Origin of the sequence: Truepera sp., from assembly GCA_032027045.1 — a bacterium.
In the GTDB taxonomy this organism is placed as follows: Bacteria; Deinococcota; Deinococci; order Deinococcales; family Trueperaceae; genus JAAYYF01.
On record JAVSMU010000001.1, the window covers coordinates 2,837,378 to 2,853,234 of the forward strand.

Consider the following 15,857-nt stretch of genomic DNA (forward strand, 5'->3'; position numbering starts at 1 on the left):
CGAGCCTTCATCCAACGTTCTGTCAGCTACTGCGCAACTCCCCGATGTGTGCCAGCAGGCCGCTGGTAGACGCGTCGTGCGCGCCGGGCTTCGCGGCGCCCGCACGGACCTCGCTCAAGAGGTTCGTTGCGAGTTCCTTGCCGAGCTCCACGCCCATCTGGTCGAAGCTGTTGACGTCCCAGACTACGCCTTGAGTGAAGATCGCGTGCTCGTAAAGCGCTATCAGGTTGCCCAGCGCGTGCGGCGTTAGCTGCGGCATGAGGATGGAGGTGGTCGGCCGGTTGCCGCGGAACGACTTCGCGGCCGTCAGGAGCTCGAGGCGCTCGGCGGGCGCGCCCTGCTCGACGAGCATCGCGCGCGTCTCGTCCGGGGTGCGGCCGAGCATGAGGGCCTCGGTCTGGGCGAGGAAGTTGGAGAGGAGGATGTCGTGATGCTCGACCAGCGGGTGCAGGGGCTTCGCGGGCGCGATGAAATCGGCCGGGATGAGCTTGGTGCCCTGGTGGAGGAGCTGGTAGTACGCGTGCTGGCCGTCGGTCCCGGGCGAGCCCCAGATTATGGCGCCCGTCTGCCAAGTCACCGGGTTTCCAGCGCGGTCCACGTCCTTGCCGTTCGACTCCATGAACGCCTGCTGTAAGTAACTCGGTAGGTAGCGCAACGACTCGTCGTAGGGCAGCACGGCGGCGCTCTGCGCGCCGAAGAAGTTGCCGTACCACACGCCCAGCAGGCCCATGAGCATGGGCGCGTTCCGGGCCGGCTCAGCGTTGAGGAAGTGCTGGTCCATCTCGTGGGCGCCCTCGAGCAACTCCACGAAGCGCCGGAACCCCACGGCCAAGGCGATCGACAGGCCGATGGCCGACCAGAGCGAGTAGCGCCCGCCAACCCAGTCCCAGAAGGCGAACACGTTCTCCTTGGCGATGCCGAACTCGGCCACCTTCGCGAGGTTCGTGGACACGGCCACGAAGTGCCTCGCCACCGCCTCCTCGCTCTTGAGGTGTTCGACGAGCCAGCGGCGCGCCGTGTGGGCGTTCGTCATCGTCTCCTGCGTGGTGAAGGTCTTTGACGAGATGATGAACAGCGTGGTCTCGGGCCGCAGCCCCGCCAGCACGTCGGTCATCGCCGCTCCGTCGATGTTCGAAATGAAGTGTGCCCGCAGGGCTTCCGTGGTGAAGGGGTGCAGCGCGGTGACGGCCATCTGCGGCCCCAAGTGCGAGCCGCCTATGCCCACGTTCACGACGTCGGTGATGCGCTCGCCCGTGTACCCGCGCCACTCACCGCCGCGCACGGCGCCTGCGAAGCGCTCCATCTGCGCCAGGACGGCGTTCACCTCGGGCATGACGTCGTGGCCGTCCACGTAGATCGGGGTGTTGGAGCGGTTGCGCAGCGCCACGTGAAGCACGGGGCGGTCCTCGGTCAGGTTGATGTGCTCGCCCTCGAACATGGCGCGCTTGCGCTCGTCCACGCCGCTCGCCGCCGCCAGTTCGAGGAGCAGCTTCACGGTCTCGCTCGTGATGCGGTTCTTGCTGAGGTCTATGAAGAGCTCGCCGGCCTGCAGCGAGAACGCCTCGAAGCGCTTGGCGTCGCCGGCGAACAGGTCCTCGAGCTGCACGTCCTTCATCTGCTGCTGGTGGCGGCCCACCGCCTCCCAGGCGTCGGCGTTACGATCCGGATGGCGCTTCACGCTTACCTCCTTTGTGCCGGCGGCTCGCCGCCCGCCTCGCTCGAGCGCCGCCAGATGTTGATGTTCCCCTCGACCGCTAGGCCTTCGATCTCCTCCAGTTCGGAGTCGCTGAACTCGAGGTTGGCGAGCGCGCCGACGTTCTCCTCGAGCTGGGCCACGCTGGAGGCGCCGATGAGGACGGAGGTCACGCGCGGGTCGCGCAGGCACCAGGCGAGCGCGAGTTGGGCGAGCGTCTGGCCGCGCCTCTTGGCTATGTCGGCCAGGGCGTGGACCCGCTCGAGCGCCTCGGGCGTGAGCATCTTGGGCTTGAAGGAGTCGGCGCGGCTGGCGCGCGAGTCGGCGGGCAGCGTGTGCTCCACGTCGCTGGGTTCGACCCGCAGGTAGCGCGAGGTGAGCAGCCCCTGTGCGAGGGGCGAGAACACTATGCAACCCACGCCCTCGTCGCCCAGCACGTCGAGCAGCCCGTGCTCTATCCAGCGGTTGAACATGGAGTAAGACGGCTGATGGATGAGCAGGGGCGCGCCGGCCTCACGGAGGATCTTGACCGCCTCGCGGGTCTTCTCCGCCGAGTATGACGAGATGCCCGCGTACAGCGCCTTGCCCTGGTGCACTGCGCTCGCGACGGCGCCGAGCGTCTCCTCGAGCGGCGTGTCGGGGTCGAACCGGTGGCTGTAGAAGATGTCTACCCAGTCGAGCCGCATGCGCTTCAGGCTCTCCTCCAGACTCGAAAGGAGATACTTGCGCGAGCCCCACTCGCCGTAGGGGCCGGGCCACATGTCGTAGCCCGCCTTGGTGGAGATCACCAACCGGTTACGTAGGCCGGCGAAGTCGGTGGCGAGGATCTTGCCGAAGTTGCTCTCGGCGGACCCCGCGGGCGGTCCGTAGTTGTTCGCCAGGTCGAAGTGCGTTATGCCCAACTCGAAGGCACGCATGAGGATGTCGCTCATGGTCTTGAGCGGCCGATCGTAGCCGAAGTTGTGCCAGAGTCCTAGTGAGACCTTGGGTAGCAGAAGGCCGGAACGGCCGGTGCGGGCGTAAGTCATCGTCGGGGCGTCGTTCATGCCCCAGGTTAGCCCTTACCCGTCAGGCCTCCGCGCTCATGCGCCCGTTGCCTGCCTTGGCGCTGCCGAGCGCCGGGGTCTCGCTGTCGTCGATGAGCTGCGATAGCTGCACCCCGTCAAGCACTTCGCGGATGGCAAGCGAGGTGCCGATCCATGCCACGTTCAGGCGGCAGTGACCCTTGCGTTGCTGCGTGGGGCACCGGGTCTTGGTCTGGCACGTGTCTACTATGAGCGGTCCCGACACGGTCTCGATGACGTCGAGGAGCGAGACCTTGGACGGGTCGATGTTGAGGGTCACGCCGCCGTTCCGCCCCTGGCGGTTCAGCACGTACTCGGCCTGAGCGAGGCGCCTCAAGACCTTGGCCAGGAACGCCGCGGGCATGTGGAGGTCGCGAGCGATCTTGGCGGCAGCGGCCCCGGGGTTCTCCGCGGCGTAGATGAGCGCGTGGATCGCGTAGCTCTCCTCCTTGCGAAGGATGGTCCGAAAGGGTGAGTCAACGGCGGTCTGGGCCACGTCTAAACGGTAGCAGGAAACGCGGATGTATGTGTCCAGTTATGCCCGCAGGTATAGGCGTCGTCCAGGAGCGTGGTTAATCGGCTAACCTGAGCCCGGCAATCAGGACATCTGTCCTTAGTCAAGCGCCAGGGCGAGAGCTAACTTGGAGTCAGACATCCGTGTTTGATGGTGCCCCTCACCATCGAACTTAGAGAACGCACGACGGAGGAGCAAGACATGCGAGACAAGCGCGGAAACGTCCACTTCGGAGCGATCTACGGCATCGCTGCCATCATCGTTGCCCTTGCCGCTGGAATAGCGCTATTCGGCAATCGCGCGGATGCGGCCACCACCTCGAACGCCGGCACGGGCCATTCCCATGACCTGACGATCAACCAGCCCAACACCTTGCACGTGTCGTTGACCGACCCCGAGGACCTCGTCCCGGTCGACGAACTGCCCGTGGTGAAGGGCGTTCTAGGCTTCGCGCCGAACGCGGCGCCCGCCCCCGACCGCGACTACCGCGCGCACGTCGAGGTCGTCCTCGACGTGACCGAAAAGGTCATGCGGCTGGCCGACGGCGTCGAGTACCGCTTCTGGACCTTCGGTGACACCGTTCCGGGCCCCATGATCCGGGTTCGCCATGGTGACTACGTGACCTTCACGCTGCGCAATCACCCCGACAGCCTCATGCCGCACAACATCGACCTGCACGCGGTGACGGGCCAGGGCGGCGGCGCCGAGGCGACGCTCATCTCCCCTGGCCAGCAGGCCACGTTCTCCTTCACCGCGCTGCACCCGGGCGTGTACATCTACCACTGCGCCACGGCGCCGGTCGGCATGCACATCGCTAACGGCATGTACGGCCTCATAGTGGTCGAACCGAAGGAGGGCTTCAAGCCCGTCGACAAGGAGTTCTACGTCGTGCAGGGCGACTTCTACACGAAGGGCGACTTCGGCGAGCGCGGCCTCCAGGACTTCGACATTCAGCGCGCCATCAAGGAAGACGCCGCCTACGTCGTCTTCAACGGCTCGGTCGGTTCGCTGGTGGGCGAGAACGCGCTCTTCGCGGACGTCGGCGACGATGTGCGCATCTTCTTCGGCAACGGTGGTCCCAACCTGACCAGCTCGTTCCACGTGATCGGTGAGATCTTCGACACGGTGAACGTCGAGGGTGGGCGCCTGGTGAACCACGACGTGCAGACCACGTCGGTTCCCGCAGGCGGAGCCGTGATGGTCGAGTTCAAGGTGAACGTGCCCGGCACCTACAACCTCGTCGATCACGCGATCTTCAGGGCGTTCAACAAGGGTGCGGTGGGTCAGCTGGTCGTCGTCGGCGACAAGGACCCCTCGATCTTCACCGAACGCACCGACATCCGCCCCTTCGACCCCGCTTCCGAACAGTAACGTCCGCCTGGTGGCGGCCGCCCGTTAGCGGCCGCCTGCAAGCGGCCGACCGCCACTTCCCCGAACGGTAGGCACCGAGCATGACGAGTACCGCGAGAACACTGAGCCGCACGCTTAGGCTGGTGGTTGCCATCGCGACGGCCTGGCTCGTGGGCTCGGCCGCGGCCGCGCCGAACATGGTCAGCGTCAAGGGGGGCGACGTCGAGCTCCTCTTCCCCGTCGCCGACGAGGGGCCGACCCTGGTCGCCCCGTTCAGCATCGACGTGGTTCCCGTGACGAACGCCGATTTCCTCCGCTTCCTCGAGGCCCACCCCGAATGGCAACGGGGCAACGTGCCCGAGGTGTTCGCAAACGAGAACTACCTCGCCGCCTGGCCCGCCGAACTCGGTTTGGGCGACCTCGATCCGGCTGCCCCCGTAACGGGCGTGTCCTGGTTCGCGGCGGCAGCCTATTGCGAGGCCAGGGGCGGCCGGCTCCCGACCGAGGCCGAGTGGGAGTTCGTCGCCAACGCCGGCTACCAAGGCCCGCGCGGGCGCGACGAGCCCGGCTTCAACGAGCGCATCTTAGTCCTCACCGCCAACCGTAGCCACCAACCCGGGCCCGTGGGGCAGGGCGACGCCAACTTCTACGGCGTCAAGAACCTGCACGGCCTGGTTTGGGAGTGGGTCTTCGACATCGGCTCGAGCTTCAACACGGGCGACAGTCGGAGCGAAGGCGACCGCCGGCTACAACTCGTGTGCGGCGGCGGCAGCGCCGGCGCCATTGACAAGAGCGACTACGCCGCCTTCCTCCGCTACGCGTTCAGGGCGGGGCTGAACGGCGCCTATTCCAGCGGCGGCCTGGGTTTCCGCTGCGCCGTTTGAGGGGGTACCTAGTGCGCCTCACCGCCGCGTCCAACCGGATCTTCGAGAAGCTGTCGGCGGCAAAGCCGTCTGCCGCAAAGCCGTCTGCCGCAAAGCCGTCTGCCGGAAGGCCGTCTGCCGGAAGGCCGTCTGCCGGAAGGCTGTCGCTGGCAACGCTTGCGGTGCTGCTCGCGCTCTCGCTCGCCGCTTGTGGGGGAGAGGACAAGGGCGGGACGGCGCCGAGCGCGGCCGCCACGCCTAATGCGGCCACTGCGCCGAGTGTTGCGGCCGCGACTGCCACGCCAGCGGCCGCTGTCTCTGCCACCACCACCGCTGCCACGACCACTGTGGGCACCAACGCCGCTCCCACCAACGCCGCGGCGACGCCCACCACTGCCAGCTCGGCCGAACCCCACACGCCCGACATGCACACGACCGACCCCGAAGCTGCGCGCGCGACCGACCCCCACGCCGCGCACGCGACCGACCCGCACACGACCGACCCCCACGCCGCGCACGCGACCGACCCGTACACGACCGACCCACACGCCGCGCACGCGGCGCCCCTCGCGGCCACCAAGCTACCCGGCACCTCGCTCTTCCACCTGGGCGGCACGTTCAAGGGCCAGGACGGCGCCGAGTTCCGGCTCGGAGAACTGCGGGGCCGGCCTACCGTGATCGTGATGTTCTACGGCGATTGCACGACGGCCTGCCCGCTGCTCGTGAAGTCGGCGCAGGACATCGAGGCGGCGCTTCCCCCCGAAGTGGCCGAGCAGACGCAGTTCGTGATGGTGTCGTTCGACACGGCGCGCGACACGCCCGCCAAGCTCCGCGCTTACGCCCAGGAGCGGGGCCTCGACAAGGGCCGCTGGCACTGGTTGGTGGGCAGCCCGCTTCTCACGCGCCAACTCGCGACCCTATTGGGCGTGCAGTACCGTGACGCGGGCAACGGGATGTTCGCCCACAGCAACCTCGTGACCGTGTTGGACGAGCAGGGCGTGCCCGAGGCTCGCATCGAGGGGCTCGGCGCGGCGCTCGACCCGGCGGTCGACGCCATCCGCGCCTTCAGGAACTGACGCCGGGGCTACTGCGCGCCCAAGCTGCGCAGCGCCTCGCGCACGTTGTCGTCGTGTTCTTCCAGCGCCAGGGCCGCTCTCTCCGAGCTCACGCCTGCCTTGCAAGCGACGATGGCGTTGCGGATGTCGCCGCCGGCCGCCTCCAGCGCTTTCGCGGCCACCGCCTCGCTGACGTTCGCCCCCTGGGACACGATCATCACGGCTCGCGCGCGCAGCTTCGCGTTCACGGCGCGCATACCCACCATGAGGTTCTCGTAGGCGCCGCCGAGGCGCACCAACACGGTGGTGGAGAGGGCGTTGAGCGCTACCTTCTGCGCCGTGCCGGCCGCCAGCCGCGTGCTACCGGCCAGAACCTCCGGACCCGTTTCGAGCAATACCCCGACGTGGGCCACCTCCAGGAGGGGGGCGCCCGGGTTGTTGGCGATGCCCACGGTGAAGGCCCCCAGCTCGCGGGCGCGCTTGAGGGCGGCGATGGTGTAAGGCGTGCCGCCGCTCGCGGCCACGCCGATCATCGCGTCGTTACCGCTCACGCGTAAAGCGTCCACCTCGCGGGCCGCGGCCGCCTCGTCGTCCTCCGCACCCTCTTGCGCCGTGCTCTGCGCCGAGGCGCCGCCCGCCAACAGGGTGACGGCGCGGTCGAAGCCGAACGTCGGCGCCAGCTCCGCCGCGTCTTGCAGGCCAAGGCGCCCCGAGGTCCCGGCTCCCACGTACACCAGGCGGCCGCCGCGCTGCAGTTGCCGCTCGACGCCGGCCGTCGCCCGCTCCAGGTCGGGGAGCGCCCGCGCTACTGCCTCGACCGCGCGCCGGTTAGAGTCGACGATGGCCGCGAGGATGTCGGACGCCGGCCAGGCATCGAGGCCGGAGTAGTCGGCGACGGCGGCCTCGGTGGTGCTTGGCAGGGGAGTGGCGTCGGAGTCGCCAGGCCGCATGTTCGCTTCCTCCTCGCCCGGAGCCGTCACAGTGGGCCCTCGGCGCGCTGGTAGGTGCGCCAGACCCTGGCGCCGAGCTTGCCGTAGAAGGTAGTGAGCGTGGTCCAGTTGATGAGCAGGTCGGTGGCGCCGCGGTCCTGCAGCCAGGCCGCGCCCGCGCGCACCAGGCTCAGCCCGAGGCCGAGCCCACGGGCCGACTCCGACACACCCAGGGGCCCCATGCCCGCCACGTTGGCCGCCCCACCGTTCGCGGCGACGGCCCTGCGCCAGTAGAGGCTGGGGGCGACCAGGGCCTCGTCGCCCTGGAACAAAGCGCAGAAGCCCTCGGCCAGGGCCGAAGGGCCGGTGCCTCCCGGGCTTGCCTTCGCTAGGGTGAGGACGGTCGCCCCCGCCCCCAGGTAGGCCTCCACCTCGTGGGCCCAGCGGCCGGGGAAGGCGCGCGCCACGAACTCGAGGGCGGCCGCGGGTTCGTCGGCGCGCACCGTCCAGCCCGGCGGCAACGGGGCTGGGGGCAGCGGCAGGCGCAGGTCGACGTGCAGGTCGTGCTCGGACGCGAGGAACCGCGCGCCCGCACGCCGCGCCAGGCGCCAGAGGGCCGCGAACGATTCCTGCGGTGGGCCTGGAAGGAGGTGGTTGGCGTCGCTACCGAGGCGGAAGCGCTTGGCGCCACCGGCGCGCAAACGTGCGAGGAGTTCGGACAGGAGCCGGCCCCCCACGCCGCTGCCCTGCCATGGCCCCGCCACGGCCAGCAGGGAGACCCACCCGACGTCGGCCGGCAGCCACGCCACCCCGTCAGGGAGACGGCCATAGGCAGCGCCCACCAGGTGCTCGTCCGCGAAGGCGCCTATGAGCAGTTCGGGCTGGTGGTGGCGCGCAAGGCGTTCGCGCCACACGCGGTCCTCGAGCGGGTAGGGCTCGCGCCCCAGGCCCTCCCAGGCGGAGCGCCATACTTCCGGCACCAAGGCCACGGCGGCGCCGTTCAGGGTGCGCAGCGTCACTTCCTCAGCGTTGGGCGCGGCCGCGGTCACTGGGCCCTCAGGTCGAGGGCCATGCGGTAGAGGTCGCCGCGGTACGCGCTGCGCACGTACTCGAAAGGGCGCTCGTCGGCGTCGTAGGTGGTGCGCTCGAGCGCGAGCACGGGCACTTCGCGGCCGATGCCCAGGACCTTCGCCTCGTGCCTGGTGGGCAGGCGGGCGCTGATGGTCTGCCGCGCGCGCCGCGGCCTGATGCCGAACTGCCGTTCCAGCGTCTTGTAAAGCGACCCGGAGCGTTCCAGTTCCTCGATCGAGATCTCGAGCAGGTGGGTGGGGAGGTAGGCGTCCTGCAGGGCGAGCGGCTCGCCATCGGCAGTGCGGAGGCGGCTGACGCACAAGACGGTCTCACCCGGCCGCACGCCCAGCGCGGCCGCGGCCTGATCGTCCGCGGCCACCGCCTTGGCCCCGAGCAGCCTCGAGCCGGGCCGCAGCCCCAAGTGCCGCGCCTCGTCCGTGAAGCCGACGACCCGGTCGATGATCTGCAGGAGGGGCTGGCCCTTGACGTAGGTGCCGGAGCCCTGCCGCTGCTGAACGAGGCCGGCCTCCTCCAGCTCCTTGAAGGCGCGCCTGGTGGTCATGCGCGAGAGCCCGAGGGACGAAGCGAGGCTCCTCTCGGAGGGCAGGGCGCTGCCGGGGCGCAGCAGGCCGAGTTCGATCGCGCGTGCCAGGCGCTCCTTGAGTTGGAGGTACGCGGGTGTAGGCAGCGTTCTATCGATCTCGATGTCGCTGAGCTTCATGGCCTCTGACGGTCCCTTCCGGCGCGCGGCGCCCGAGCGGGTACATTAAGACGCACCTATATGTACCACTCCTATACCACTGGGTCAACGAGGCGGCCCGGCGCCGTCAGGGCGTTTCCCGGCGCCGTGCGCCGCGTCTCATCCGAGTGGTCTTGCAGTGGTCTACTCTGGTGGCGCATACTGAAGACGTTCGACAGAGGAGGCACGAATGGCTCGTAAGACGATAGTCACGCTAGTCCTGGCCGCCGCTTTGGCCGTTGCCGGGGCTGCTTTCGCGCAGCCGAAGACGGTCGACTACCCCGGCCTCGGCATGACCCCGGGCAAGGTCGGGGGCACGTTGACCCTTGGGCTGGCCGACTCGCCGCCTACTTTCTTGTATTACGGTCAGATCGACAACAACACGCAGACGCTGACGGGCGTGGTGTTCGACCCGCTCGTGGAGTTCAACCTCGAGACTTACGCCATCGAGCCCGCCCTCGCCGCCAGTTGGGACGTCAGCCCCGACGGCACCGTGTACACCTTCCACCTCCGGCAGGGCGTCACGTGGCACGACGGCACGCCCTTCACCTCCGCCGACGTGGTCTTCACGTACACCCAGATCATCGCCAACCCCGAGGCCCGCGCCGGTGACGCCGCCGCGTTCGTCTTCACGGTCGACGGCGAGCAGCGCCCCGTTACCTTCGCCGCGCCCGACGACAACACCGTGGTCATGACCCTGCCGGCACCGGCGGCGGCGTTCCTCCTGCAGCAGCGCTTCCCCATGCTGCCGAAGCACAAGCTCCTGCCCTTCTCGGTCGAGGGCGGCGCGGAGCAGGCCGATATCAACAACGCCTGGTCGACCGCCACCCCGCTCTCCGACGTCGTCGGCACCGGGCCCTTCATGTACGACACTTACGTGCCGGGCCAGAAGGTCGGCCTCGTTCGCAACCCCAACTACTGGAAGGTCGATGCGGCCGGCACCTCCCTGCCCTACGCAGACCGGCTCGACTACCTCATCGTGCGTGGCAACGAGGCGCAGGCCGCCCAGTTCCTCGCGGGCAACCTGGCCACACTCAACATCTCGGGCGCCCAGTTCCCCGACTTCAAGAGCCGCGAGGTGGCCGGCGCCGACTTCCGCGTGGTGACTAGCCCCGCCCTCTTCGGCTCGCCGCCTCACCTCGCCTTCAACTTCGATGACCCCGAGTTCAGCGCCGTGTTCTCCGACGTGGCCTTCCGCCGCGCCATGGAGCGCGCGGTAGACCGCCAGCGCATCATCGACGACGTCTACAACGGCCTCGCCGAGATACCCGGCACCCCGACGGCACCGGCCGACGGCACCTTCTACGAGGACACCAAGAGCCTCATGCTGCCGTTCGACCTCACCGAGGCGGGCGCGGCCCTCGACGCCCTCGGCATCAAGGACACCGACGGCAACGGCGTGCGCAACGTGCCCTCGGGCAAGGACCTCGAGTTCTCGCTCACCTACAACTCCGACTCGAGCACCTACACCGACATGGCCACCATCTTGCAGAACGACTTCTCCAAGATCGGCGTGAAGGCCAACCTCGTCGGCGTTCAGGGCTCGGCGCTCCTCTCCACCGGCCTCGCCGGCGACTACCAGGCCATCATCATCGCGCTCGGCAACCAGCCCGACCCCGAGCTGCGCAAGCCCATCTGGCAGCCTGGCGGCTCGCTGTACTACTGGCACCGCTCCACGCAACCCGCCGAGCCGGGCGGCCCGCCCAACTTCGCCGCCATGGCCGACTGGGAGAAGCGCATCTACGACATCTTCGACCAGGGCACCACCCTCGTCGACCGCGACGCGCGCGTGGCCCTCTACAAGGAGTGGCAGCGCATCAACGCCGAGAAGGTGCCGGTCATCATGATCGCCAAGCCGGCCAACATCGCGGCCGTGCACAACAGCGTGGGCAACTTCGTCTACAACCTGGGCGTCATCCCGGGCTACAACCCCGTGCCGCTCTACTTCGTCAAGTAGCGGCAGCGAGACAAGCAGCGCTCCGGGCCGGCACGCACTTTGTGCCGGCCCGGTCCATCTAGACTGGGGACCAGCCGATGTTCGCCTACCTGCTCAGGCGCGTGCTCATGATGCTGCCGACGATCCTGCTCGTGTCGGTGGTGTGCTTCGTGGTCATCCAGGCGGCGCCGGGCTCCTTCACCGACCGTTACCTGGAGGACCCGCGCATGGGCCCCGACGCGGTGGCGCGCATCAACGCCCAGCTCGGCCTCGACAGGCCCCTCTACGAGCAGTACCTCCGCTGGGTGGGCGGCATCGTCACGCGCCTCGACTTCGGCTACAGCTTCTTCGCCAACCGCCCCGTATCGACCGTGATCGGCGAGAGGCTCTTCTGGACCATCGTCGTGGCCGGCATCACCATGCTGTTCTCGTGGCTGGTGGCCGTGCCCCTCGGCATCTTCACGGCCCTGAGGCGCAACGGCTTCACGGACGCCATCGCGAGCTTCATCGGCTACGTGGGCCTAGCCGTGCCCGACTTCCTCATCGCCCTGCTCCTGATAGCCCTGGTGCTCCAGACCGGCGGCACGCAGGTGGGCGGGCTCTTCAGCCCCAAGTACATAGGCGCGGCGTGGAGCTGGGACAAGTTCCTCGACTTCCTCAACCACATGTGGATCCCGATCCTCGCCATCGGCACCTCGGGCGTGGCCTCGGTAATGCGGCAGATGCGCGCCAACCTCTTGGACGTCCTGAACGCCGACTACGTCCGCACCGCACGCTCCAAGGGGCTGTCGGAGCGGCGCGTCATCAACCGCCACGCGGTGCGCACCGCCATCAACCCGCTCGTCTCGATGCTCGGCCTGAGCCTGCCCGAACTCATCAACGGCACCATCATCGCGAGCATCGTCCTCAACCTCCCCACCATCGGCCCGCTCCTTTACGACTCGCTCCTCGCCAAGGACCAGTACGTGGCCATGTCGCTCCTGCTCCTGGCCAGCGCCTTGCTCATCGTGGGCAACCTGCTCGCCGACCTGGCCCTGGCCTGGATAGACCCACGGATCCGCTATGACTGACGCCACCGCAGCGGGCGGGCTGGTGCAGACGACCGAGTACGAGGTCGGGCCGGGCCCGTGGCGCCTGGCGTGGCGGCGCTTCTCGCGCTCCCGTACGGGCCTGCTGGGCGGGGTCATCCTGCTGGTGCTCTACTTCGTGGCCCTCACCGCGCAGTTCCTGGCCCCGTTCGAGATCACCACGCAGCACCGCGCCGTCTACCAACCCCCACAGCCCGTGAGGGTCTGGCAGGACGGGCGCCCGGCCTGGCCGCACACCTTCGTCATGCAGCAGCAGCGCGACCCCGTCACCTTCCGGCGGATCTTCGAGCCCGACTTCGACCAGCCCCTACCCCTGCGGCTCTTCGTCAAGGGCGAGAAATACAGCTTCCTGGGACTGTTCGTCACCGACCTGCACCTGTTCGGCGCCGTCGGCGGCGACTATTACCCCCTGGGCACCGACCGCTTCGGCCGCGACCTGTTGTCGCGCATGCTGGTCGGCTCGCAGGTCTCGCTCACCGTGGGGCTCATCGGCATCATCATCTCTTTCACGATCGGCATATTGATCGGCGGCATCAGCGGCTATTACGGCGGCTGGCTGGACCAGCTGCTGCAGCGCTTCATCGAGGTGCTCCTGAGCTTCCCGCGCATCCCTATCTTGCTCGCGTTGGCCACCGTGATCCCCAGCACCTGGCCCTCTACGTACGTCTACCTAGGCATCGTGGTGGTGCTTGCCTCCATCGGCTGGGCCGGACTGGCACGCGTGGTGCGCGGCCAGGTCCTCGCCGTGCGCGAGACCGAGTTCGTCACCGCCGCCAGGGCGCTCGGGGTGCGCGACCTCAGCATCATCGTCAAGCACGTGGTGCCCAACCTCACCTCCTACCTGGTGGTGGCGGCCACCCTCGCGCTGCCCGGCTACATCCTCGGCGAGAGCGCGCTGTCGTTCCTGGGCCTGGGCGTCAAGGAGCCCATGACCTCGTGGGGCCTGCTGCTCAAGGACGCGCAGAACTTCGAGTCGCTCAGGCTCTACCCGTGGCTGCTGGCGCCGGGGGCGCTCATCGTCGTCTCCGTGCTGGCCTTCAACTTCGTGGGCGACGCGCTGCGAGACGCCGCGGACGTCAGGTCGAGGTGACCCCGTGACGCGGCTGCCCCTCATGACGGACCTCTCGGGCACCGAGCTCACGCCCGACGAGCGCGCCTTCCTTTCCGAGCGGCGCGTGGCCGGCATCTGCCTGTTCGCTCGCAACGTGGCGGACCGTTACCGCCTGGCCGACTACCTTGCGGAGGTGCGCCGGCTTGCGGGCGAGGACCTGATCGTGGCCGTCGACCAGGAGGGCGGCGGGGTGCTGCGCCTACTCGACGTGCCCTTCCCGCCGCCCGCCATGGCGTTGGGGGCGGCCGACGACGTGGGCCTTACCGAGGAGGTGGCCGCCGCCACCGGCCGGGCCCTGGCCGCGGTCGGCATCAACCTCGACTTCGCGCCCGTTGCCGACGTGAACTCGAACCCCGCCAACCCAGTCATAGGCGACCGCTCATTCGGCGCCGACCCAGCCCTGGCCGCGCGCCACGTGGCAGCGTTCGTGCGCGGCCTGCAGTCGGCCGGCGTGGGCGCGACGCTCAAGCACTTCCCGGGCCACGGCGACACGAGCACCGACTCCCACCTCGCCCTACCCGTCGTGGACCGCTCCCTGGAGGAGCTGCGCACCACCGAGTTCGTGCCGTTTCGCGCCGGGGTGGCCGCCGGTGCGGCGGCCGTGATGAGCGCGCACATCGTGCTACCGCGGCTGGACCCCGGCCTGCCCGCCACCCTCTCGCGCCGGGCAATGTACGGCCTCCTGCGCCAGGAGCTCGACTTCGAGGGCGTGAGCGTCACCGACGCGCTCGACATGCGGGCCATCGCGGAGCGTTACGACGCCGGTACGGCCGCTGTCATGGCGCTGCAGGCGGGCGTGGATCTGCCGCTCACGCTGGGGCCCGTCGACGAACATCGAAGGGTGTTGCAAAAGGTCGAAGGTGCGCTGGCTTCGGGCGAGCTCTCCGGCACCGGGCTCGCAGAGGCCCGAGCGCGGCTGGCACGCTTCGCGCTCGAGTTCCCAGCGTTGCCGACTGGCGGCCGCATGGACGAGGGGGTCGAGGCTGCCGACCGCGCTGTGATGGCCCGCGCCACCAAGACGGGGCTCGTCACGCTTGGCCGCCTGCCGCGCCTCGGCCCGGGAACGCGCGTGGCGTTCCTCTCCAGCGGTGAAGTGCGTGCCAGCGCCGCCAGCCAGGTCAGCGCCAAACCGGCCGACGAGCTGGTCGCCGAGCTGCTGCGCCGAGGGGTGGACGTCTCGCGGCTCGAGCTGGCGCCAGGCGAGACGAGCGACCCCACGCCGTGGTTGGGCGGCATGAGCCCACTGCCGCAGGTCGTCTTGTACGCCTCGACCAGCCGCACCCGCCTGGCCTCCGCGGAGGCGGCCACGGCCCGGCGCGCGGCGGCCTGGGCGCGGCACACCGGAGTGCCCTACGCGCACGTCGCGCTGTGGAACCCGTACTCGGCGGAGTTGTTGCCTGGGCCGGCGCTGCTCGCCTTCGGTTACCGGGGCAGCGCGGCGGCGGCCGTGGCGGACGCGCTCATGGGCGAGGCGACGGTGGGCACGTTACCGGCACCCATCAGCTCCCTCGCCTAGGGGCGGCGAGCGGCGCACGAACTATTGGTTCGAGAAAGAATCCCGTAAGTTTTGCATAAGGACGGCGTGAGTCCTGGACGGCTATATTCGGCGCAACGAACGCGAGCAAGCGGAATCCGCCGCTGCGTACCGAAGGAGTTGCCATGAGAAAGTTAGCTTTGCTATTCAGTGTGTTGTTCGCAGGTCTACTAGTTGTTTCTTGCGGCATCAGTGAACCGGGCCTGGTACCGCGGCAAAGCGCGGTATTGAGCGTCACCCCGGACGGGATCGCCGACGGCAAGGTCGACGTCGCCTACGACTTCACGTTCAAGGCCACCAGCATCCCGGCCAGCGTGAGCCAGGTTACGTTCCAGTGGAGCTTCGGCGACGGCAAGGGCGTGGGCGCGAAGCAGGTGGACGTCGTGAACGGTGCCGCCTCCTACTCCGTTACTTACTCCTACTCCGCCAAGAACGTCTACGGCCTCACGGTGCTCGCCAAGCAGTCGGGCGGCAGCGTGCTGGCCTCGAAGTCGGTAACGGTGGGCATCGAAGCCAACCCCGAGCGCGAGCTGCCGTTCGGGTCGTGCGACGGGTGGCGTTCGAGCACCCAGGGCGGTTACGGCGTCACCGTCGACGTCTGGGACATCAGCGGCGTCCCGGTCGGCGCCGTCTTCGACATCAAGTACGACACCATCCGGATCCCTGACAAGATCGTGGTCGAGTACCCGGACGGAACCGAGGTGCTGGATACCGGCTGGCGTGGGGCCCCCAACTTCGACGGTAGCGAGCTGTACCCAGGTGGCCTCGCCGGTGGTGGCAAGGGCAGCGTCGATGCGTTCTTCAGCAAGACGGCGTCGAACGAGTTCAAGGTGACGGTCTTCGGCCCCGACCCCGCAACCAAGTGGAGCTACGACATAAGGTGCCGCGTTCCCTGAACTTCCCAGAGCGC

Annotated in this window: 14 protein-coding genes; 8 read left to right on the forward strand and 6 right to left on the reverse strand. The window is 68.7% G+C overall.

Features of this window, described 5'->3' with window-relative positions; all coding sequences use genetic code 11:
- Positions 1-22: 22 nt before the first annotated feature.
- From pgi to ROY82_12830, 3 genes are read right to left on the reverse strand one after another with little or no spacing between them, the layout of a single operon-like run.
- Complete coding sequence (gene pgi, locus ROY82_12820; GenBank protein ID MDT3683343.1) at positions 23-1,678, reverse strand: glucose-6-phosphate isomerase; 1,656 nt, start codon at positions 1,676-1,678, stop codon at positions 23-25.
- A gap of 2 nt (positions 1,679-1,680) precedes the next feature.
- Entirely contained in the window at positions 1,681-2,739 is a 1,059-nt protein-coding gene (gene mgrA / locus ROY82_12825; protein ID MDT3683344.1) for an L-glyceraldehyde 3-phosphate reductase, read from the reverse strand.
- Between the two features lie 22 nt (positions 2,740-2,761).
- On the reverse strand, positions 2,762-3,253 hold the full coding sequence (locus tag ROY82_12830; GenBank protein MDT3683345.1) for an Rrf2 family transcriptional regulator: 492 nt from the start codon (positions 3,251-3,253) through the stop codon (positions 2,762-2,764).
- Between the two features lie 219 nt (positions 3,254-3,472).
- Here ROY82_12830 and nirK point away from each other — a divergent pair, with 219 nt between their 5' ends.
- The 3 genes from nirK to ROY82_12845 all read left to right on the forward strand — a co-directional run bounded on the left by nirK (position 3,473) and on the right by ROY82_12845 (position 6,560).
- On the forward strand, positions 3,473-4,642 hold the full coding sequence (nirK, locus tag ROY82_12835) for a copper-containing nitrite reductase (GenBank protein ID MDT3683346.1): 1,170 nt from the start codon (positions 3,473-3,475) through the stop codon (positions 4,640-4,642).
- 80 nt (positions 4,643-4,722) lie between these two features.
- Positions 4,723-5,505 (forward strand): SUMF1/EgtB/PvdO family nonheme iron enzyme, encoded by a 783-nt coding sequence (locus tag ROY82_12840; GenBank protein MDT3683347.1) that lies wholly within the window; start codon positions 4,723-4,725, stop codon positions 5,503-5,505.
- Positions 5,502-6,560 (forward strand): SCO family protein, encoded by a 1,059-nt coding sequence (locus tag ROY82_12845; protein ID MDT3683348.1) that lies wholly within the window; start codon positions 5,502-5,504, stop codon positions 6,558-6,560. Before ROY82_12840 ends, ROY82_12845 begins: the two co-directional genes overlap by 4 nt.
- An 8-nt stretch (positions 6,561-6,568) precedes the next feature.
- Here ROY82_12845 and ROY82_12850 read toward each other — a convergent pair whose 3' ends face one another.
- From ROY82_12850 to ROY82_12860, 3 genes are read right to left on the reverse strand one after another with little or no spacing between them, the layout of a single operon-like run.
- Positions 6,569-7,489 carry an N-acetylmuramic acid 6-phosphate etherase gene (locus tag ROY82_12850; GenBank protein ID MDT3683349.1) on the reverse strand — a complete coding sequence of 307 codons (921 nt, stop codon included), beginning with the start codon at positions 7,487-7,489 and terminating at the stop codon, positions 6,569-6,571.
- Between the two features lie 26 nt (positions 7,490-7,515).
- Complete coding sequence (locus ROY82_12855) at positions 7,516-8,517, reverse strand: GNAT family N-acetyltransferase (protein MDT3683350.1); 1,002 nt, start codon at positions 8,515-8,517, stop codon at positions 7,516-7,518.
- Positions 8,514-9,260, reverse strand: coding sequence for a GntR family transcriptional regulator (locus tag ROY82_12860; protein ID MDT3683351.1), 747 nt, complete (start codon positions 9,258-9,260; stop codon positions 8,514-8,516). Before ROY82_12860 ends, ROY82_12855 begins: the two co-directional genes overlap by 4 nt.
- Positions 9,261-9,468: 208 nt before the next feature.
- Between ROY82_12860 and ROY82_12865 the strand changes: the two genes are divergently transcribed.
- From ROY82_12865 to ROY82_12885, 5 genes are all read left to right on the forward strand, one after another.
- On the forward strand, positions 9,469-11,235 hold the full coding sequence (locus ROY82_12865) for an ABC transporter substrate-binding protein (protein MDT3683352.1): 1,767 nt from the start codon (positions 9,469-9,471) through the stop codon (positions 11,233-11,235).
- 77 nt (positions 11,236-11,312) lie between these two features.
- Positions 11,313-12,284 (forward strand): ABC transporter permease, encoded by a 972-nt coding sequence (locus ROY82_12870; protein MDT3683353.1) that lies wholly within the window; start codon positions 11,313-11,315, stop codon positions 12,282-12,284.
- Positions 12,277-13,392 carry an ABC transporter permease gene (locus ROY82_12875; protein ID MDT3683354.1) on the forward strand — a complete coding sequence of 372 codons (1,116 nt, stop codon included), beginning with the start codon at positions 12,277-12,279 and terminating at the stop codon, positions 13,390-13,392. The genes ROY82_12870 and ROY82_12875 overlap by 8 nt, the downstream gene beginning before the upstream one ends.
- 4 nt (positions 13,393-13,396) lie before the next feature.
- Positions 13,397-14,929: a beta-N-acetylhexosaminidase gene (gene nagZ / locus ROY82_12880; GenBank protein MDT3683355.1), complete on the forward strand. Its 1,533-nt coding sequence runs from the start codon at positions 13,397-13,399 to the stop codon at positions 14,927-14,929.
- Positions 14,930-15,072: 143 nt separating this feature from the next.
- Entirely contained in the window at positions 15,073-15,843 is a 771-nt protein-coding gene (locus ROY82_12885) for a PKD domain-containing protein (GenBank protein MDT3683356.1), read from the forward strand.
- Positions 15,844-15,857 lie beyond the last annotated feature (14 nt).